The sequence below is a fragment of the Burkholderia sp. Ac-20345 genome, from assembly GCF_017104825.1.
Lineage (GTDB): Bacteria > Pseudomonadota > Gammaproteobacteria > Burkholderiales > Burkholderiaceae > Burkholderia > Burkholderia lata_B.
The window spans coordinates 41,342-60,130 of record NZ_JAAGPO010000039.1 but is presented as its reverse complement, the minus strand read 5'-3'; the positions used below and the strand labels follow the sequence as shown (position 1 = coordinate 60,130).

Here is an 18,789-nt window from a genome sequence, read left to right as displayed (position 1 = left end):
ATGCTGTTCCAGTCACGCTCACACGAAGACGTGCACGATCACGGGCTCGCGATCGCGGGCTGGCATCAGGTCTACCGCCAGATGACGCCGGGCCGCTTCAAGGGCACCGTCACGCAGGTGCTGTACGACGATTTTCACTTCTTCCGTGAAACGACCAACCGGCGCGTCGCGCAAACCGGGCTCGCGCCGGCCGGGCGCACGTCGCTCGCGGTGCCGCTGTCCGTGCCGCTCGCGGGCACGTTCCAGGGCCAGCCCGTCGACGGGTATGCGCTGCTCGCGCTGCGCGCCGGTGAGGATTTCGAATTCCACACGCCGGAAGGGATGGGGCTCGTCGGGATCAGCGCGGCGTCCGACATGGTCGACGAGCTGTGCGAAGCCGAATTCGGCGCATCCGGCGCACGCAAGCTGCGCCACGTGACGCGGCTGTCCGACGAGCAGGGCGTCGCGCTCGGCGTGCGGCTGTCGGCGCTGATCGACGATGCGCAGCGCAATCCGGGCCACCTCGAATACGCGGCCACCCGCAAGATGTTCCGCGACGCGATGCTCGGCATGTTCCTCGATGCGCTCGAGCAGGGCATCGGCGTCGAGCGCCGCGACATCACGCACGCCACCTACAGCGACATCGTGAGCCGTTGCGAGAAGCATCTGCGCGACCGGCCCGAGGAACCCGTCACCGTGCTCGAACTGTGCCGCGCGCTGCGCTGCAGCCGTCGCACGCTGCAAACGAGCTTTCAACGCGTGGCCGACGTCACGCCGGTCGGCTATCTGCGCACGATCCGGCTGAACGCGGTGCGCCGCATGCTGCGCACGACGTCCGTGCAGCAGCTCGGCGTCGGCGAGGCTGCCGCGAGCTGGGGTTTCACGCACCTCGGCTATTTCGCGCGCGAGTATCGCGACCTGTTCGGCGAGCTGCCTTCCCAGACTACGCGCCCCGAATGACGCACGCGCACCGTGGCGGCGCCGCCGGGCAACGTCGCGGGCAATGCGTGCCACTGTTTGCCGATTTGCGATAGAGGTCCTGAATTTTCGCTGGATAGAGTCCTGTCACCCATATCGACAACTCCATCGATCTGCACTGCGAATCGATGACAACAGAGGGGCGGGACATGAAGATCGGACGACGACTGGCCGCGGCTGCGGCTACGCTGGGTTGCATGCACGCACACGCGCAGACCTCGGGCAGCGTGACGCTGTACGGCACCGTGGACACCGGCATCATCTACTCGACGAACCAGCAGTTCACGCGCGCCGACGGCAGCACGGGCGGCGGCCATGCGTGGCAGATGGGCGGCGGCAACCTCGTGCCGTCGCGCTTCGGCTTCCAGGGCGCCGAGCCGCTCGGCGGCGGGCTCAATGCGGTGTTCACGCTCGAGCAGCAGTTCCTGTCGGCGAACGGGCAGGCGCTGCAGGGCGGCACGGCCTTCAGCCGGCAGGCGTGGGTCGGGCTGCGCCAGGACGGCATCGGCACGCTCGGCCTCGGCCGCCAGTACGACTCGTACACCGACATGCTCGGCGCGTACGTGTCGAGCAACAACTGGGCGACGCCGTACGGCTCGCACCTCGGCGACGTCGACAACCTGAACGCCGCGTTCAACTTCAACAATGCGGTGAAGTTCACCAGCGCCGATTTCAACGGCCTCACGTTCGGCGGCACGTTCAGCTTCGGCGGGCAGGCCGGCGATTTCTCCGCGAAGCGCGGCTATGCGGTGGCCGCGACGTACACGCGCGCGCCGATCGCGTTCTCGGTCGGCTACCTCGACCTGCACCAGCCACTCGACGCGGCGCTCGGCGGCGCGAGCGGCTATATCGGCGATTTCGCGTGCAGCAACCCGGGTGCGATGTACTGCCTGCTGCAGGACGCCGGCTCGATGCGCGCGTTCGGCGCGGGCGGGTCGGTCACGTTCGGCGATGCGACGATCGCACTCACCTATACGCATACGCGCCTCGGCGACAGCCGCTATTTCTCGACCACCGCGCAGCCGCGCACGCAGGCGTTCACGTTCGACATCGGTGAATTGAACGCCACGTACATGTTCACGCCAGCGTTGCAGGGCGGCGTCGCCTATATCTTCAATGCCGCGCATACCGACGGGCGCGGCACGACGCGGTTCCACCAGGTGAACGTCGGCACGAACTACAGCCTGTCGAAGCGCACGGCGCTGTATGCGGTCGCGATCGGCCAGATCGCGAGCGGGAAGGGGCTCGGCACCGACGCGAACGGCAACGCGGTGAACTACGCGCAGATCCCGGTGCTCGCGAACAGCAACTCCAGCCGGCAACTGGCGGTGATGGCCGGGATCCGCGTGAACTTCTGATCTGGCCGGGAAGGTCCAGCCGGGGAGGTCTGGCCGGGAAAGTCCGGCCGGGGAGGCCGGGCTGGACCCGCCAGGCGGGCGGGGCGGCCGGGCACGGCGGCGGCCTCTTCCGCCGCGTGCCATAAATTCTTAACGATCGGCGTGAACAATGGCGTTCGCTACAGGCGGCCACAAGCATCCCCCGCGTTGCACACGTGTGCAACGCCTGGCCGTCCCGCCACCACGCCGAACGAGAGAGACCTCATGACCTTGCTGAGCCGCCTGCGCGCGCTGTCCGCCGCCCTTGCGCTGTCCTTCGCCGCCACGCACGCCGTTGCCGCGGATCTCGTCATCGCAGGCCGCGACGACATCTACGGCAAGGGGCTGGCCGACGCCGTCGCCGGCTTCAACAAGCTGCACCCGGGCACCGAGATCGAGCTGCTCAAGCTGCCGAACGCGAACCTGTACCAGAAGCTCAAGCTGTCGATGCGCGAAGGCACCGGCGCATACGACCTCGTGATGATGGACGACACGTGGGCGCCCGAATTCATCGGCAACGGCTGGTTGAAGCCGCTGCCCGCATCGCTCGCGGACGCCGATCTCGTGCCGTCCGCCGTCGCGCTCGGCCGCAACGCGGCCGGTGCGCTGTACGCGCTGCCGATCGTCGGCAACGTCGAGATGTTTGCGTACCGCAAGGACCTGCTCGCGAAGTACAAGCTGCAGCCGCCGCGCAACTGGGACGACGTGCTGAAGATCGCGCAGACCGTCGGTGGCGCGGACAAGAGCGTGTCGGGCGTCGTGTTCCGCGGCACGAAGGGCAACCCGGTCGTGACGGGCTTCCTGCCGATCCTGTGGGCCTACGGCGGCGACGTGTTCGACCATGCCGGCAACGTGACGATCGATTCGCGCGAAGCGCAGGCCGCGCTGAAGACCTTCCTCGCGCTGAAGGCGTCCGCGCCGAAGGACGTCGACGTGTACGGCGCGGCGGAAGTGCGCGATGCGCTGCAGCGCGGCACGGCCGCGCAGTCGATCGAGGTGTGGCCGGCGTGGGTGCCGGCGCTCGACGATCCGAAGCAGTCGCGCGTGGTCGGCCAGATCGCGCTGCAGCCGCCGCCCGGGCAGACCGCGGGCCCGGCGCCGATGCTCGGCATCTGGCAGATGGGCATTCCGAAGGACGCGCCGCACGCGAAGCTCGCGCAGGATTTCCTCGCGTACCTGACTGCGCGCGACACGCAGACGCGCCTCGCCGGCATCGGCATTCCGCCGACCCGCCGCAGCGTGTTCAACGACCCGGCGCTGGTGCGCCAGTACCGCTGGTATCCGGATCAGCTGAAGGCGCTCGAAGCCGGCCGTGCGCGGCCGCGCGTGAAGGACTGGCAGCAGGTCGAGAGCATTCTCGGCGACCAGCTGCAGCTCGCGCTGACGGGGCAGGCCGCGCCTGACGCCGCGCTGCGCCAGGCGCAACAGAAGATCGCGCAGGCGACGGCCGCGGCCGGCAAGTGACGGCGCGTCTCGAACCCTCGCCGGGACGCGGCGCATGAAAGCCTTCGGCCGCAGCCTGCCGTTCGTCGCGCTGCTCGGGCCCGCGCTGCTGGTGCTCGCCGCGCTCGCGCTGTATCCGGTCGCGCAGGTGCTGATCGATTCGTTCTGCCAGGTCGACTACTCGGCCGGCCGCCGCGCGTTTGCCGGGCTCGCGAACTATCGCGCGGTGCTCGGCGACGACGCGTTCACGGCCGGCTTCGGCAACACGCTGCGCTTCACGATCGTCGCGTCGCTCGCCGAAGTCGCGCTGGGTTTCGGCCTCGCGCTGCTGTTCGTACGCGCGTTTCCGGGGCGGCGCATCGCGCTGCCGCTCGCGATCCTGCCGATGATGCTGTCCACGCTCGTGTGCTCGGCGATCTGGCGCAACTGGCTCAACTTCGACGGTTTCCTGAACGCGCTGCTCGCGGCGTTCGGCATCGAAGGCGTGCGCTGGCTGTCCGATCCGCATCTCGCGCTGTGGTCGCTCGCGCTCGTCGACGTGTGGCAGTGGACGCCGATGGCGTTCCTGATCGTGCTCGCGGGGCTGCAGTCGATCCCGCAGGAATTGTACGAAGCCGCACGCACCGACGGCGCGAGCGAGTGGCAGTGCCTGCGCGACATCACGCTGCCGCTCGCGGCGCCGCAGATCGGCCTCGCAATGTTGCTGCGCTCGATCGACACGTTCAAGCTGTTCGACAAGGTCTATGCGCTGACGGGCGGTGGCCCCGGCAACGCGACGCAGACGCTGTCGACTTATATCTACGACACGGGCTTCCGCTTCTTCAACGTCGGGCCGGCGAGCGCCGCGTCGGTGCTGATGCTCGCGGCGTCCGCGCTGCTGGTCTCGGGGTACGTATGGCAGACGGTTCGCAAGCGGCGCGCATGACCGCGCAATCCGCAGGCGTCACGGGCGCGCGAACGGGCGCCGCATTCGGTCGCGCGATGCCGTGGGCGTTGCGCATCGCCGCGCTCGCGCTGTTGCTGCTGCCGTGCCTGTGGATGGCCGGCGCGGCGTTCATGCCGACGCTCGAACGCCTCGATCATCCGTTGCGGATCTGGCCGGCCGCGCCGACCTTCGAACATTTCGCCTCGGTATGGTCCAACGGTATCGGCGCGCCGCTGTTCAATTCGCTGCTGGTCGGTTTCGGCACGACATTGCTCGCGCTGGCGCTCGCGTTTCCGGCCGCGTACGCGCTCGTGCGGCTGCGGTTTCCGGCGCGGCTCGACCTGCTGTTCCTGGTGCTCGTGCTCGCGTTGAAGCTGATGCCGCCGATCACGATCGCGGTGCCGCTGTTCGCGCTCGCGAAGCGGCTGCACCTGCTCGATTCGACGCTCGGCCTGATGCTCGCGTACCAGATCTACGCGCTGCCGATGGCGATCTGGATGCTGCTCGCGTTCGTGCGCGACGTGCCGATCGAATACGAGGAAGCGGCCTGCATCGACGGCGCGGGCCTGGCGCGACGGCTCGTGCAGATCGTGCTGCCGCTGTGCGCGCCGGGGCTGATCGCGACCGCGATCTTCGTGTTCATCGCCGCATGGAACGAATTCCTGATCGCGCTGCTGTTCGTGTCGACGCCGAGCCGCTTCACGCTGCCGCTCGCGATTGCCGGCTACGTGACGGAGAACGGCATCGACTGGGGCGACCTGATGAGCGCGGGTCTGATGGCGTCGCTGCCCACGCTGGCCGTGGCCGGCTATGTGCAGCGCTACCTGTTGCGCGGGTTCGCGGGCGGGCTGAAGTGACGCGCGGCGTCGCCGCGCCCGATTTCAATCCGTCATGCGCAACTGGCCCGCACCACCTGCGTGACCGGCACGATGCGTGTGCGCGACGGGCCGTCGAACGTCTGCATCCTGTCGGCAAGCAGGTCGACTGCGGCCTGCGCAAGGCCGCGCGTGTCCTGCCGGAGCGTCGTGAGCCGATACGCGTCGTAATCGGCGGCCGGGATGTCGTCGAAGCCGATCACGCGCACGTCGTCCGGCACGCGCAACCCGAATTCGCTGCGCGCGACATCGATCACGCCGAGCGCGAGCAGGTCCGACGAGCAGAACACGCCGTCGGGCCGCTTGCCGCTCGCGAACAGTTGCCGCGCGGCTTCGATCCCGCTCGCATGGGTATCGGATGGGGTGTCGAGCACGTGCGCGAGCGTCGCGTCGAACGCGTCGCCGCGCCCGATCGCATGCTCGAACGCGGTGGCGCGCGACTGCGCGCTGTAGCTCGCGCCGCGCGGCCCGACGAACGCGAGCCGGCGCGCGCCGGCCCGAACGAGCCGCTGCGCCGCATGGACGGCGCCCGCCGCGTTGTCGCTGACGACGATGTCCGCGCCCGGCAGATTCGCCTCGCGGTTGATCATCACGACCGGGATCCGGTGTTCGAGATACTGCTGCGCGACCGACAGCGGCGGCGACGCCGATGTCATCACGAGGCCCGCGATCCGGTAGCTGAGCAGCTGTTCGAGCGATTGCCGGACCTGGCGCGGATCTTCCGCATTGGTCACGAGCGGCGTGAGCGCGCGCTGCCCGAGCGCGGCCATCAGGTCCGACAGCAGCCGCGCGCGAAACGGATTCTCGAACCCGGCCGTCACGACGCCGATCATGCTGCTGCGTTGCGTGATCATGTCGCGCGCGATCAGGTTGACCTGGTAGCCGAGCGCGCGCGCGGCGACCATCACGCGCTCACGCGTCTGCGGTGCGATGCTGGCTGTCGGCGAGAACGCGCGCGACACCGCAGAGCGCGATACGCCCGCCCGCGCCGCGACATCCGACGCCGTTACCCACGGCTTTCTTTCCTTGTCATTCATCGATTCATGATCCCTTCGAGCCACGATACGTGCATGCCGCCCGCCGACTGGATGTCGGTGCTCGACGATGCGCGGCTGCTGCATACGCTGACCCTACCGGGTAGCCATGACACCTGTGCGTATACCGTCGACGATTCGCTCGTGCGCACCCAGCGTGCGCCGCTCGATGCACAGCTCGCACATGGCGTGCGGCTGCTCGACATCCGGTGCCGGCACGCGCGCGATGCATTCGACATCCATCACGGCGGCATCGCGCTCGGCATGACGTTCGACGACGTGCTGGCAACCTGTGCGCGCTTTCTCGAAGCGCATCCGCGCGAATGCATCGTGATGTCGGTGAAGGACGAATGGCCGGCGCATGCGTGCACGCGCAGTTTCGATGCGACGTTCGACGCGCATCGTGCCCGGCATCCGCGGCTACGCTGGCATGCCGGCGGCACGCTGCCTGCGCTCGGCGACGTGCGCGGCGCAATCGTGCTGCTGCGTCGCTTTCGCAGCAGCCGGCCGCTCGGCATCGACCTGACCGCGTGGCCCGACAACGCGACGTTCACGATCGATCATCCCGACGGCGCGTTCGTGATCCAGGACGAATATCGCGTGCCGGTGGCCGCGTCGATCGGCTGGAAGTGGCGCGCGATCGATGCGCTGCTGACGGACTTGCCGTCGCCGGACAGCGGCCGCTGGGCGATCAACTTCTGCAGCGGGACCGGGATGGGCGCGAATCCGTCGGTGGTCGCGCACGGCGACGGCAGGGTGCAGGGCATTCATGCGCGGCTCACCGAACGGCTGCGCGAGCAGCACGACCCGTATGGTGCGATGCTGCTCGATTTCTGCGATGACGACGACTGGGCGCTGGTGCGCGCGCTGATTGCGTGCAACGACCATGTGCAGGCGCCAGGTGTGTGGCGCAAGACGTTTCGCTGTTAGCGGAGATTGGCGCTGAAGAACGCGAGCGCCTTCGCGTCGAGTGTTTCGTGGAAGGCCGCGCGGTCGAATCCCTTCGCATCGGTACAGACTTCAGGCGAGTCGTGCGCCAGTGATTCGGAGCACGGCGCGAGAAACGCGAAATGCGCGGAATTCGGCACGATGTGGAATTCCGGTCGTTGCGGCAGCATGCCGGCCAGCGCGGGGACCGTTTCCGGCTCCACGCCGTCGCCACCCGCTTCGGATGCCCAGAGCTGGATCGGCGCGTGCACGTCCTTCAGCGTATCGGCGGACGGGAATTCGTTCATCGGGTCGGCGATCACGTAGGCCTTGATTCGCGGATCGTGCGCCAGCGGCTGGCGCGGCAGATCGTGGTCGCGGATCTGCTTGCAGATCAGCCAGGTCGGGTCCGGGCAGGCCACGTGCGCGTGCACGAAATCCGGATTGGCGCCGGCCAGCACGAGGCCCGTATAGCCGCCGCGCGAGAAGCCGAAGAAGCCGATCCGCGCGGGATCGATATGCGCGTCGTCGGGCGCGTTGGCGAGCATGTAGTCGACCAGGCGCTTGATGTCCTCCGGCCGCTCCGCCAGTTCCCGCAGGTCGGCCGCGCGGCTCATGTCGGCATGCGTGTCGCCGGGATGGTTGATCGCCGCGACGACGTAGCCCGCGTCGGCAAGCGTTTCGGCGAGGTCGTGATGCCCGAAGTACGTGCCGGCATGGCCGTGCGAAATCACGACCAGCGGCAGCTTGTCGCCGACGGTCGGGCAGTTGCGTTGCCCTTTCAGCAGGAACGGGCCGATCGTGAGCGATTGCGCGGGGGTTGCGCACGGCGTCCAGATGGCCGCGTGCAGCTCGGGGCCGGCCGCGTCGGCCGGGATGCTGACGAACTTGACGCCGGCCGCATGCGCGACGGTGGCGGACAGGCAGAGCAGGGCAGCCGATAGCCAGGTTTTCATGTCGATTCCCCGGGGGCAACGGAGGGGGCACGGCGCGATGTGGGCCGGACAGTGGCGCTTACCGCGTTGCGATCGCCACCGCCGCACCGGCCATCGCGGTCGCGCTCGTGCGGTTGGCGATCCGCTTGGCGCGCGCCGACGTCAGGAATGCCCGTGCGCGTGACGCAAGCAGCGACCAGAAGCAGTCGGCAAGAATCAGCACGGCGAGCATCGTGCCGACCAGCTCGACCCACGCGGTCACACCGACGTGCGTGAGATCGACGATGGTCGGCAGCAGCGCGAGATAGAACACCATGATCTTCGGATTCCCGAGCGTGACCAGCATGCCGGCGACGAACATGCGCCACGGCGACTGGCCGCGCGGCAGGTCGTCGGTTTCCGTCTCGGTCGGTGCGATCCACATCTTCCATGCGAGGAACAACAGGTACGCGACGCCGAGCAGCTTCAGCACGATCAGGCCTGTCTCGAACGTACGTGCGAACGCGGACAGCCCCGCGACCGCGAGCGTGAGCCACAGCGCTTCGCCGAGCCACATGGCGGCGAGGAACGGCAGTACGTCCCGCACGCCGTTCGTCAGTACGCGCGCAACCAGCGCGGCGACGCTCGGCCCGGGTGTGCCGGCGGTGACGAGCAGGGTGACAGCGAAGACGGCGAGCGCGGACAACGTCATGACGAACCTCGTGGGTCGGGCGTTCGAAACGTATGAAGTTTCGATTATAGTGACGGCCGTTCCAGACTGCCTGCCTGAATTTCCGTCATGACTGCATCGATCCTGATCCGTCCCGCCACGCGGGAAGACGCGGCCGCGATGGCCGCCGTGGAAGTCGCCGCCGCGCAGCGGTTTCGCGAAATCGGCATGACCCACATTGCCGAAGCCGAGCCGACCGATGCGGCTGCCGTGCTCGTGCGTATCGACGACGGTCGCGCGTATGTCGCGGTCGATCCGCAAGGCACGTGCGTCGGTTTTGCGTTTTACCGGCTGCTTGATACGCAGCGGCTGTATCTGGAAGAACTGGATGTCGCGCCGTCGCATGCCGGACAGCGGATCGGCGCGCGCCTGATCGAACAGGTGGCGGCGCGCGCCGCGCAGGAGGGTATCGCGGAGGTCGTGCTGTCGACGTTTCGCGCCGCGCCGTGGAATGCGCCGTACTACGCGCGCCTGGGTTTCAGCATCGTCGACGACGCGACGCTCGACGCCACGCTGCGCACCATTCGCGCGTATCACGTGTCGCTCGGGTTGGACGAGACGCAGCGCGTGTTCATGCGGATGCGCCTCCCGGGCTGACGCCGGCCCGGCGAGCCGTTGTGCCGGCTGCGGCACGACAGGGTGTCAGCGCAATGCAGGGCTCCCGGAAAGCGGCAGCGACGCGAACGCGGCCTCCACGTGCGCAAGAAAGTCGGACGCGGGCCGCGTCAGTTGCAGCCCGGGCGGAGTGAGCCGGTACAACTGAAGCGGTGGCGGCGACATCGGCAACGGCAGCGGCGTCAGCTTCTGGCCGAACACGGTTTCAGCGAGCGAGTGCCGGGTCCACGAGAAAATCGCATCGTTGGTCACGAGCAGGCTGTAGAACAGCGCATACGACGTGCAGCGCGTGATGCAGCGCGGCGGGGGCAGGCCCGCGTGCGCATGCAGGTCGCGGATATACGTCGGGAAGTTGTCGCTTGCGTCGGCGTGGATCCATTCCGCGTCGCGCAGCGCGTCGAGCGACGTCGCGCCCGCAAAGCGCCCGTTCTCGCGGGTGACGAACGAGGTGTCGAACGTGCGGATCGCCTTGATGTCGACCGACTCGGCAATGGGGCCCGTGACGGCGACGAAGGCGAGATCGAGCGTGCGATTGCGCAACTGTTCCGTGAGCAGGTTGAACGTCAGTTCACGGAGTTCGCACTCGACGTTCGGCCAGTGGCGGCGGAAGGCGGCGTAGGCCTCCGCAAAGCCCGTCACCGCGACGATCGGCGTGAAGCCGATCACGAGCCGCCCGTCCCGCAGCCCCTTCATGTGCGCCATGTCCTCGCTCGCCCGTTCGAGCTCGCGCACGACGGCCTGGGCACGCCCGAGCAGCGCGTCGCCTTCCGGCGTCGGCACGACGCCCCACGGCTTGCGCTCGAGGAGCGGCACGCCGAACTCGTTCTCCAGTTCCTGGATCGCCTTGCTGATGGCCGGCTGCGTGACGTGCATCGTCCGGGCGGCTGCCTTGATGCTGCCGGCTGTCGTGACCGCGACGAGGGCGCGCAATTGATGGATTTTCATGATGCGGAAGATATTACCAAAAGTTATCCACATCAAAATTCGTGAGTTTTTTGACCCGAAGCGTCTCTCTATGCTTGGCCGAGACGGTCGCGAGGCGGCCGATTCCACGGAGCCATCCATGATGCAGAGCCTTGCTCACGTACTCGCGGCGATTCGCGAGTCGGAGTCCCGATTCGTTGCGATCCGCCGCGACATCCACGCCCACCCCGAACTCGGTTTCGCCGAGACCCGCACTGCGCGGCTCGTCGCCGAACAGCTGGACGAGTGGGGCTACGACGTGACGACGGGCGTTGGCGGCACGGGCGTCGTCGGCCAATTGCGGCGCGGCGCGTCGGTGCGCACGCTCGGCCTGCGCGCCGACATGGACGCGCTGCCGATCGAGGAGGCGACGGGGCTGCCGTATGCGAGCACGGTTGCGCGCACGATGCACGCGTGCGGTCACGACGGTCATACGGCGATCTTGCTGGCCGCCGCCCACTATCTCGCTGAACAGGGCCGTTTCGACGGCACGCTCAACGTGATCTTCCAGCCTGCGGAGGAGGGGCTCGGCGGCGCAAGGCGGATGATCGACGACGGCCTGTTCGAACGTTTCCCGTGCGAACGCGTGTATGCGCTGCACAACGCGCCGGGCGTGCCGGTCGGCCATTTCGCGTTGCGCTACGGGCCGATGATGGCGTCGTCCGATTCGGTGACGATCACCGTGACGGGCAAGGGCGGGCACGGCGCGATGCCGCAGCTCGCGAGCGACCCGATTGTCGCGGGCGCTCAAATCGTGACCGCGCTGCAATCGATCGTCTCCCGCAACGTCGATCCGCTGAAGCCGGCCGTCGTGACCGTCGGCACGTTCCATGCGGGCACCGCCCCGAACGTGATTCCGGAAACCGCGACGTTGCAGTTGTCCGTGCGTGCGCTCGATGCGGCCACGCGCGACGAAATCGAGGCGCGGATTCGCCGGATCGTCGACGCGCAGGCGCAGGCTTACGGCATGACCGCGCAGATCGAATACCAATCGATCTCGCGTGTCGTGGACAACGACCGTGCGGCGTCGGATCTCGCGGTCGAGACGATCGCGGCGCTGGCCGGTGAAGGCGCGCTCACTTTGTTGCCCGACGGCGTGATGGGCAGCGAGGATTTCTCGTGGATGACCGAATGTGTACCGGGCTGCTACGTGCTGATCGGTAACGGCGTCGATTCCCGGGGCGGATGTTCGGTGCACAACCCGCAATACGACTTCAACGACACGGCGCTGAGCTGGGGGGCGGCTTATTTCGCCGGTATCGTCGAACGTTTCCTGAGCGTGAACTGACGGGGTAGTCGGGGCGCATCGAGTGGACATGCATCGGAGACGATAAGGAAAACGAATGAAAAAGAGATTTGCATTGGGCGCCGCATGCCTGGCGCTCGGCGCTGGCAGCGCGCATGCCGTGCCCTATCAGGACGTGCTGCTTGCGGCGGTGCCCGAGTACAACGGTCGGATGACGGAGGGTGTCGCGCTGTACGGTTCGCTCGACATGGGGATCAACTACCAGACGGTCGGCGGCCGTTCGCTTTGGCAGACGCAGAGCGGCGGCGAGTGGACCTCCAAATTCGGCTTCTTCGGCCGCGAGAACCTCGGTGGTGGCTGGCGCGCCGAGTTCAACCTCGAAAGCGGTTTTCTCGCGAACAACGGCGCGCAGCAGGATACGCAGTCGACTTACAACAGGCAGTCGTGGGTCGGCCTGTCGTCGGACAGCTACGGGCGGCTGCGCCTCGGCAAGCAGATCGGCACGGCGCTGCCGCTGTTCATCGACGTATTCGGCACGGTGGGCACGAACTCGGTCTATACGTGGCTGGGCGCGGCGGCCGTGCAGACGAGCCGCGGCGTCGGCTACAACTCGGACCTCGGGCCGGGGGCGACACAATTGCCTGCGCGCGTCGACAACGCCGTCACGTACCGTACGCCGATCGTCGCGGGCACCACGTCGCTGATGCTGATGTACGCGCCGAGCAACGTTGCCGGGCGCGCGCCCGCGGCGTCCGCGCAAGGCGCGCTGCTGCAGTGGTACAACGGCACGACCTATCTGGCCGCGAGTTACAACCAGGTGTGGGCCGTCAACGGGGCGAGCACCGTGCGCAACGACTTGTACGGGCTCGGCGCTGTCTATGACACGGGGCGGATCGTGCTGTCCGCATCGTTCAACCAGTACGCGCCGAAGCTGGCCGGCGACGGCATCGCGCGCGTCTACACGGTCGGCGCGATAGTGCCGTTCGGCGTCAATGCGATTCGCGCGTCGGTCGTCTATCGCGATACGTCGGGCGTGCGCGATGCGGCCGGCCAGCCTGCCAGGGACTCGGCACTCGGCGCGATGCTCGGCTACGACTACCTGCTATCGAAACGCACGGGCCTCTATGCGCGTGCGGGGTTCATCCGCAACTACGGCATCTCGACCGTGTTGCTGAACGGCAATCCGCTGCCGACCGAACCGGGCGGAACCACACCGCGCACCGGGACGACACCCGTGACGCTGTCGCTCGGCATGTACCACAACTTCTGAACGGGAATTTCCGATGCATACCCTGAATCGTACGGCCGTTGCGCCGGTCGAAGCCGGGCCGCGCGTGACGCGCCGCACGGTCGTTGCGGCCGCACTCGGCAACGGACTCGAATTCTTCGACTTCACCGTCTACAGTTTCTTCGCCGCACTGATCGGCAAGCTGTTCTTTCCCGCGTCGAGCGATGTAGGCGCGCTGATGCTGTCGCTCGCGACGTTCGGTGTCGGGTTCGTCGCGCGGCCGCTCGGCAGCATCGCGATCGGCGCCTATGCGGACCGTGCCGGGCGCAAGCCCGCACTCGTGCTGACTGTCGCATTGATGGCACTCGGCACCGGGATCATCGGCTTTGCGCCGACCTATGCGCAGATCGGCATCGCCGCGCCGCTGCTGATCGTCATCGGTCGTCTGCTGCAGGGTTTTTCGGCCGGCGGCGAAGTGGGGGCCGCGACGACACTGCTGATGGAGTCGGGCGACGCCGGCCGGCGCGGCGAGCGGGTGAGCTGGCAGATGGCGAGCCAGGGCGGCGCGACGCTGGTCGGCGCGTTCGTCGCGCTGACGCTGTCGCGCGCACTGCCGCCCGACGAGCTGCACGCGTGGGGGTGGCGCGTACCGTTCGTGCTCGGTCTGCTGATCGGACCGGTCGGCTTTTACCTGCGGCGTCATCTCGACGATACGCTGCCGCACGCGGCGGCCGACGCGCCGCGCGAGCGGGCGCGCATTCCTTGGCGGCAGGTCGTGGCCGGCACGCTCCTCGTGATCGGCGGCACGTCGACCACCTATACCATCGTGTTCTTCCTGCCGTCGTTCCTGACGCTGACCGTCGGCATGCCGGCATCGGTGTCGCTGCTGTCGAGTTGCGCGGCGGGCGCCGTGCTGCTGACCGGTTCGCCGTTCGCGGGACGGCTCGCGGATCGCGTGCGTCGTCGCAAGCGGCTGGTGGGCGTGACGTGTGTCGCGTCGGCCGTGCTCGTGTTGCCGGCGTTTTATGCGATAAGCGTGTGGCCGTCCGTGGGCACCGCGGTTGCGGTCGTGATCGTGCTGATCGGTTTGATGACGCTGTCGAGTCCCGCCGGCTTCGTGATGATCCTCGATGCGTTTCGGCCCGAGGTGCGGGCGATGTCGCTCGGGATGATCTATGCGCTCGGCGTGACGATTTTCGGCGGGTTCGCGCAACTGATCGTCGGCGCGATGTGGCGTGCGACCGGCAGTTTCTACGCGCCTGCCTGGTATGTGCTGGGGTGCAGCGCGGCTAGTCTGGTCGGTCTGGCGTTGTTCGCGGAAGAGCCCGGCGTGGAAGGCCGGCGGTGAGCGGCAGGGGCGGACGCATTGCGTGCCCGCCCGGTGGTGGTGTGCGCGACGAACGGACGGGTGGGACCTGTCCGTTCGTTGCGCATGACCTGCTGCGCGATCAGGCCGCGTCGCTCAGCGCCGGGTAATCGGTATAACCCGTTTCGCCTTCCGCGTAGAACGTCTCCGGCACCGGCTTGTTGAGCGGTGCGCCGAGTTCGAGGCGGCGCGGCAGGTCGGGGTTCGCGATGAACAGCTTGCCCCATGCGATCGCGTCGGCGCTGCCGTTCGCGAGCGTGGCCTGCGCGGAGTCGAGCGTGAACTGCTCGTTCGCGATCAGCGGGCCGCCGAACGCTTCCTTCAGGCGCGGGCTCAAGTGGTCGCCCGAATACGACTCACGCGTGAAGATGAACGCGATCTTGCGGCGGCCGAGTTCGCGCGCGACATAGCCGAACGTTGCCGCCGGATCGGAATCGCCCATCGTGTGCGCGTCGCCGCGCGGTGCAAGGTGCACGCCGACGCGGCCGGCGCCCCACACGTCGATCGCCGTGTCGACCACTTCGAGCAGCAGGCGCGCGCGGTTCTCGACCGGGCCGCCGTACGCATCGGTGCGGCGATTGGTGCTGTCCTGCAGGAACTGGTCGAGCAGGTAGCCGTTCGCGCCGTGGATCTCGACGCCGTCGAAGCCGGCGGCCTTCGCGTTCTCCGCACCCTTGCGGTACGCGGCGACGATGGCCGGGATTTCGTCGAGTTCGAGTGCGCGCGGCGTCACGTACGAGCGCTGCGGACGCACGAGGCTCACGTGGCCGCCGGCGGCGATCGCGCTCGGCGCGACCGGCAGGTCGCCGTTCAGGAACACCGGGTCGGAGATCCGGCCGACGTGCCAGAGTTGCAGCACGATGCGCCCACCGGCCGCATGCACGGCCTGCGTCACCTGCTTCCAGCCTTCGACCTGCTCGTCGGACCAGATGCCGGGGGTATCCGCGTAGCCGACGCCCTGCGGCGTGACCGACGTTGCCTCGGTAATGATCAGGCCGGCCGTGGCGCGCTCGGCGTAGTAGCGGGCCATCAGTGCGTTCGGCACGCGCGCCGCACCCGCGCGGGAGCGGGTGAGCGGCGCCATCACGATGCGGTTCGGCAGGGTCAGGTCGCCGAGGGTGACGGGATCGAACAGTGTGGGCATGGCAAATAACCTCTTCACGAAAGGCGGGAAACCGTCGCGTCATGGGCGACAGCGCTCCGCATGGCCGGTTCGGCCGTGTTGACTAGAGTTCGCGGCGCAGTGCGTCGTGAAATGCGTCGATGACGGCCTCGTTGCGCTGGAAGAACGCCCACTGGCCAATCCGCGTCGACGTCACGAGACCCGCGCGCTGCAGTGTCGCGAGGTGCGCGGAGACGGTCGATTGCGACAGCCCGCAGCGCGCGTCGATCTGGCCCGCGCAGACGCCGTGTTCATACGGCAGCGTCTGGTTCGGGAAATGCTCGCCCGGCGTTTTCAGCCAGTTGAGGATTTCCCGGCGCACGGGGTTCGAGAGCGCTTTCAGGATCGCGTCGATGTCGAGTTCGGTCGGCATGGATGGGGTAGGCGTTTCAGTCAGGCAAACAGGTATCGTCGATGGGCGAATCTTATATCGGAACTTGACGATATGTTTGAAAGCAATGCTGGCAATGGGGTTGATAGGCGCGATGCGATTGGGGTCGTATCAGGGCGCGTTCGTCGGGAGTTGCGCGTGAAATTGCCTCGTGCGCACGGTTGGGTCCCGAGCCAGGGCAGTACCCGACCGGCGGCATATTGCGGTACTGACGTGTCGCGAGCGGTCAGTCTGCGTTACCGCCGGCCTTGACGTCCTGCTGCCGAGCCAGTGCCAGAAAGCCGGCGATATAGGCCGTGTCTTGTTCCCCTTGACGCACGCCGAGGTGGATGCTTTTGTGAATGCCGCCTTGACCGAGGCGCACCATGCGAATCGGCATCGCCGCACCTTCCTCGATCACCAGCCAGTCGGGCAGTACGGCCACGCCACGGTGTGCTGCGACGAGCTGCAGCATCAGCTCGGTCTGCTCTGCAGTGCGATGAAATTTGGGCCGGCAATGGGCCGGTACCAGGAAGCGCGTATAGACGTCGAGCCGCTCCTTGCTGACTGGTACCGTGATCAGTTCCTCGGCGAGCAGGTCGTGCGGCAGCGCGAATTCGCGCGCTGCAAGCGGGTGCTGCTCATGTACCACCAGCATCAGCTCGTAGTCGATGACTGGTTCGAACACGACGTCGGGCAGGTCGATCGGGTCGGGTGTGACGAGTAGATCGATTTCATAGCCGAGCAGTGCCGCCACGCCGTCAAAACCAAACGCGGTCCGTACGTCGAAATCGACATCGGGCCAGCTTGCGAGATAGCGTGAAGTCAGCCGCGTCAGCCATTTCTGGCACGGGTGGCACTCCATCCCGACACGCAGCGCGCCGCGCCGTCCTTCTGCAAATTCGATGAGCGTGCGCTCGGCATGTTCGATCTGCGGCAGCACACGCTCGGCCAGCGCAATCAGATATTCGCCCGCATGAGTAAAGCGCAGGCCGCGTCCGTTCTTGGTCCAGAACTTGACACCATGCCGCTCCTCGAACTTGCGGACCATATGTGACAGTGCCGACTGCGTGACGTTGAGGCGCTCGGCGGCCGCGGTCAGGCTGCCGAGTCGCTGGACTTCCTTCAGGATCGAGAGATACTGGAGATCGAGCATCGTTGAACTCCCTACATTGCTTGCAACAGGCGATCGCTGGCACCGGTGCGTGCGTAGCGCATCGGCCGGCCCGCGGCATCACGATGCCGTTTGCCCGTCCGGGTCATGCTGTCGGCGTACCTCGGCCCGAGGTCCACAGGAATGCCGCCAGCCCCAGCACTGGCCCGGGCACCAGCAGCCAGATCGCATCGAGCCCGATCTTCTCGAGCAGCGCGGTGGTGGCTGCGATCGAGACGACCGTCATGGCGAAGCCGATCGAGTTCTGGATTGCCAGCGCGCCTCCGACCCAAGCGGGCGGGCAGGCGCGTGCCGCCAGCGCCGAGAATTGCGGCGAATCTGCGACGACCGACGCACCCCAGACGACGAGCAGCGCCGCCATGGCCACCGGCGGCAGCACGCGCCATGCGAGTGCGAAAGTCAGTGCACAGAGCCCCGAGGTGGCTAATGCACCGAGCGCGACCTTTGCGCTACCCAGCGTGCGCGACAGCATTCCGCCGACGAGCGAGCCGATTGCGCCCGTGGCGATGACGCCGAAGGCCAGGCCCGACACGCCGAAACGGGGAAACTGCGATGCCAGCGCGGTATGGGTGATCAACAGCGGCACGGCCGTCCAGAACGTATAGAGCTCCCACATATGGCCGAAGTAGCCGAGTGTCGCGGCACGAAACGCGCGGATCCGGAACGCCCCGAGCACGGCGGCCGGGCCGCCTTGCTGCCCGACGGCGGCGTTCGTCCGCGGATGGGTGCCGTCACCGAGGACGCCGATCACGCCGGCGCCGATCAGCGCGAGCACCGACGACGCGGTGATGATCCACTGCCACGGCAGACCGGTGCCCACGACCCGCATCGCGTGCGGCAGTGCCGTGCCGAGCGTCAGCATGGCGACCAGCTGGGCCAGCGCGGAACCCGTGCGATCCGGCGCCCAGCCGACGATCAGCTTCATGCCCATCGGATAGATGCCCGCGAGGCAGATGCCGACGCCGAGCCGGAACGCCGCGCCCGTGGCAAGACCGCTCGACAGCCACGCAAAACCGAGATTGAAGGCGGCCCCGAGCACGGCGCTGCACACGAAAATCCGGCTCGCGCGAAATCGGTCCGCGGCACCGCTCAACGAGATCGCAAGCGTGCCGAAGATGAATCCCAGCTGTACCGCGCTGGTCAGCCAGCCGATGTCGGCAGCGCTCGCGTGCCAGAGCCGCATCAGGTCCGGGGCCGTGCTGTTCGCGCTGAACCACAGCGCCGTGCCGAACAGCTGCGCGATCGCGATCGCGGCGACCGGCCCGATTCCGTCGATCAGCCAGCGCCGCAACCCGGTGCGCGGTTCCACGATGCTTGAACACATATGACTTCCTTGGCGGTTGCGCGACGGTCTGCTTTCTCGCACGCCGTCCTCGCGCCGAATCGGACGGAATTGCCCGTGCGAGCCGGCAGGGGCACCGGCGGTCGACGGACGGGGCTGAATGGAGGGCGCGGGTCGCGCCGCTGTCGGGTTACGTCGACCG

At 67.7% G+C, this 18,789-nt stretch carries 18 protein-coding genes; 10 read left to right on the top strand and 8 right to left on the bottom strand.

The window, feature by feature from the left end; translation table 11 throughout:
* The 5 genes from G3O06_RS16610 (at nucleotide 1) to G3O06_RS16590 (ending at nucleotide 5,558) form a co-directional block, all read left to right on the top strand.
* Complete coding sequence (locus G3O06_RS16610) at nucleotides 1-939, top strand: helix-turn-helix domain-containing protein (protein WP_041493501.1); 939 nt, start codon at nucleotides 1-3, stop codon at nucleotides 937-939.
* 167 nt (nucleotides 940-1,106) lie between these two features.
* On the top strand, nucleotides 1,107-2,315 hold the full coding sequence (locus G3O06_RS16605; RefSeq protein ID WP_205816799.1) for a porin: 1,209 nt from the start codon (nucleotides 1,107-1,109) through the stop codon (nucleotides 2,313-2,315).
* Nucleotides 2,316-2,558: 243 nt separating this feature from the next.
* On the top strand, nucleotides 2,559-3,797 hold the full coding sequence (locus G3O06_RS16600) for an ABC transporter substrate-binding protein (RefSeq protein ID WP_174980640.1): 1,239 nt from the start codon (nucleotides 2,559-2,561) through the stop codon (nucleotides 3,795-3,797).
* Between the two features lie 34 nt (nucleotides 3,798-3,831).
* Nucleotides 3,832-4,701 (top strand): sugar ABC transporter permease, encoded by an 870-nt coding sequence (locus tag G3O06_RS16595; RefSeq protein ID WP_174945852.1) that lies wholly within the window; start codon nucleotides 3,832-3,834, stop codon nucleotides 4,699-4,701.
* Nucleotides 4,698-5,558, top strand: a complete 861-nt coding sequence (locus G3O06_RS16590) for a carbohydrate ABC transporter permease (RefSeq protein WP_174914906.1) — start codon at nucleotides 4,698-4,700, stop codon at nucleotides 5,556-5,558. The genes G3O06_RS16595 and G3O06_RS16590 overlap by 4 nt, the downstream gene beginning before the upstream one ends.
* 32 nt (nucleotides 5,559-5,590) lie before the next feature.
* Here G3O06_RS16590 and G3O06_RS16585 read toward each other — a convergent pair whose 3' ends face one another.
* Nucleotides 5,591-6,613, bottom strand: a complete 1,023-nt coding sequence (locus tag G3O06_RS16585; protein ID WP_205816798.1) for a LacI family DNA-binding transcriptional regulator — start codon at nucleotides 6,611-6,613, stop codon at nucleotides 5,591-5,593.
* A gap of 6 nt (nucleotides 6,614-6,619) precedes the next feature.
* On the opposite strand from G3O06_RS16585, the gene G3O06_RS16580 reads away from it, so the two are divergent.
* Nucleotides 6,620-7,540 (top strand): phosphatidylinositol-specific phospholipase C, encoded by a 921-nt coding sequence (locus G3O06_RS16580; RefSeq protein ID WP_205816797.1) that lies wholly within the window; start codon nucleotides 6,620-6,622, stop codon nucleotides 7,538-7,540.
* On the opposite strand, the gene G3O06_RS16575 is transcribed toward G3O06_RS16580, so the two are convergent.
* A complete protein-coding gene (locus G3O06_RS16575) occupies nucleotides 7,537-8,493 on the bottom strand; it encodes an alpha/beta hydrolase (RefSeq protein ID WP_205816796.1) in 957 nt (318 codons plus the stop codon). The two genes, G3O06_RS16580 and G3O06_RS16575, sit on opposite strands and share 4 nt — an antisense overlap.
* Nucleotides 8,494-8,551: 58 nt before the next feature.
* On the bottom strand, nucleotides 8,552-9,163 hold the full coding sequence (locus G3O06_RS16570) for a LysE family translocator (protein ID WP_205816795.1): 612 nt from the start codon (nucleotides 9,161-9,163) through the stop codon (nucleotides 8,552-8,554).
* An 87-nt stretch (nucleotides 9,164-9,250) separates the two neighbouring features.
* Between G3O06_RS16570 and G3O06_RS16565 the strand changes: the two genes are divergently transcribed.
* Nucleotides 9,251-9,778, top strand: coding sequence for a GNAT family N-acetyltransferase (locus tag G3O06_RS16565; protein ID WP_205816794.1), 528 nt, complete (start codon nucleotides 9,251-9,253; stop codon nucleotides 9,776-9,778).
* 45 nt (nucleotides 9,779-9,823) lie between these two features.
* Here the strand turns inward: G3O06_RS16565 and G3O06_RS16560 are convergent, their stop codons facing one another.
* Complete coding sequence (locus tag G3O06_RS16560; protein WP_174970373.1) at nucleotides 9,824-10,741, bottom strand: LysR family transcriptional regulator; 918 nt, start codon at nucleotides 10,739-10,741, stop codon at nucleotides 9,824-9,826.
* Between the two features lie 118 nt (nucleotides 10,742-10,859).
* On the opposite strand from G3O06_RS16560, the gene G3O06_RS16555 reads away from it, so the two are divergent.
* Genes G3O06_RS16555 through G3O06_RS16545 form a run of 3 tightly spaced genes read left to right on the top strand, consistent with a single transcriptional unit; the run spans nucleotide 10,860 to nucleotide 14,581 of the window.
* Nucleotides 10,860-12,047: a M20 aminoacylase family protein gene (locus G3O06_RS16555; protein WP_205816793.1), complete on the top strand. Its 1,188-nt coding sequence runs from the start codon at nucleotides 10,860-10,862 to the stop codon at nucleotides 12,045-12,047.
* Between the two features lie 55 nt (nucleotides 12,048-12,102).
* Complete coding sequence (locus G3O06_RS16550) at nucleotides 12,103-13,275, top strand: porin (protein ID WP_205816792.1); 1,173 nt, start codon at nucleotides 12,103-12,105, stop codon at nucleotides 13,273-13,275.
* A gap of 13 nt (nucleotides 13,276-13,288) precedes the next feature.
* Entirely contained in the window at nucleotides 13,289-14,581 is a 1,293-nt protein-coding gene (locus G3O06_RS16545) for an MFS transporter (protein WP_205816791.1), read from the top strand.
* Nucleotides 14,582-14,681: 100 nt separating this feature from the next.
* Here G3O06_RS16545 and G3O06_RS16540 read toward each other — a convergent pair whose 3' ends face one another.
* The 4 genes from G3O06_RS16540 to G3O06_RS16525 all read right to left on the bottom strand — a co-directional run bounded on the left by G3O06_RS16540 (nucleotide 14,682) and on the right by G3O06_RS16525 (nucleotide 18,629).
* Complete coding sequence (locus G3O06_RS16540) at nucleotides 14,682-15,743, bottom strand: alkene reductase (RefSeq protein WP_205816790.1); 1,062 nt, start codon at nucleotides 15,741-15,743, stop codon at nucleotides 14,682-14,684.
* A gap of 82 nt (nucleotides 15,744-15,825) precedes the next feature.
* On the bottom strand, nucleotides 15,826-16,134 hold the full coding sequence (locus tag G3O06_RS16535) for a helix-turn-helix transcriptional regulator (protein WP_011354559.1): 309 nt from the start codon (nucleotides 16,132-16,134) through the stop codon (nucleotides 15,826-15,828).
* Nucleotides 16,135-16,378: 244 nt separating this feature from the next.
* Nucleotides 16,379-17,287, bottom strand: a complete 909-nt coding sequence (locus G3O06_RS16530) for a LysR family transcriptional regulator (protein ID WP_205816789.1) — start codon at nucleotides 17,285-17,287, stop codon at nucleotides 16,379-16,381.
* 103 nt (nucleotides 17,288-17,390) lie between these two features.
* Nucleotides 17,391-18,629, bottom strand: coding sequence for an MFS transporter (locus tag G3O06_RS16525; protein WP_205816788.1), 1,239 nt, complete (start codon nucleotides 18,627-18,629; stop codon nucleotides 17,391-17,393).
* Between the last annotated feature and the right edge of the window lie 160 nt (nucleotides 18,630-18,789).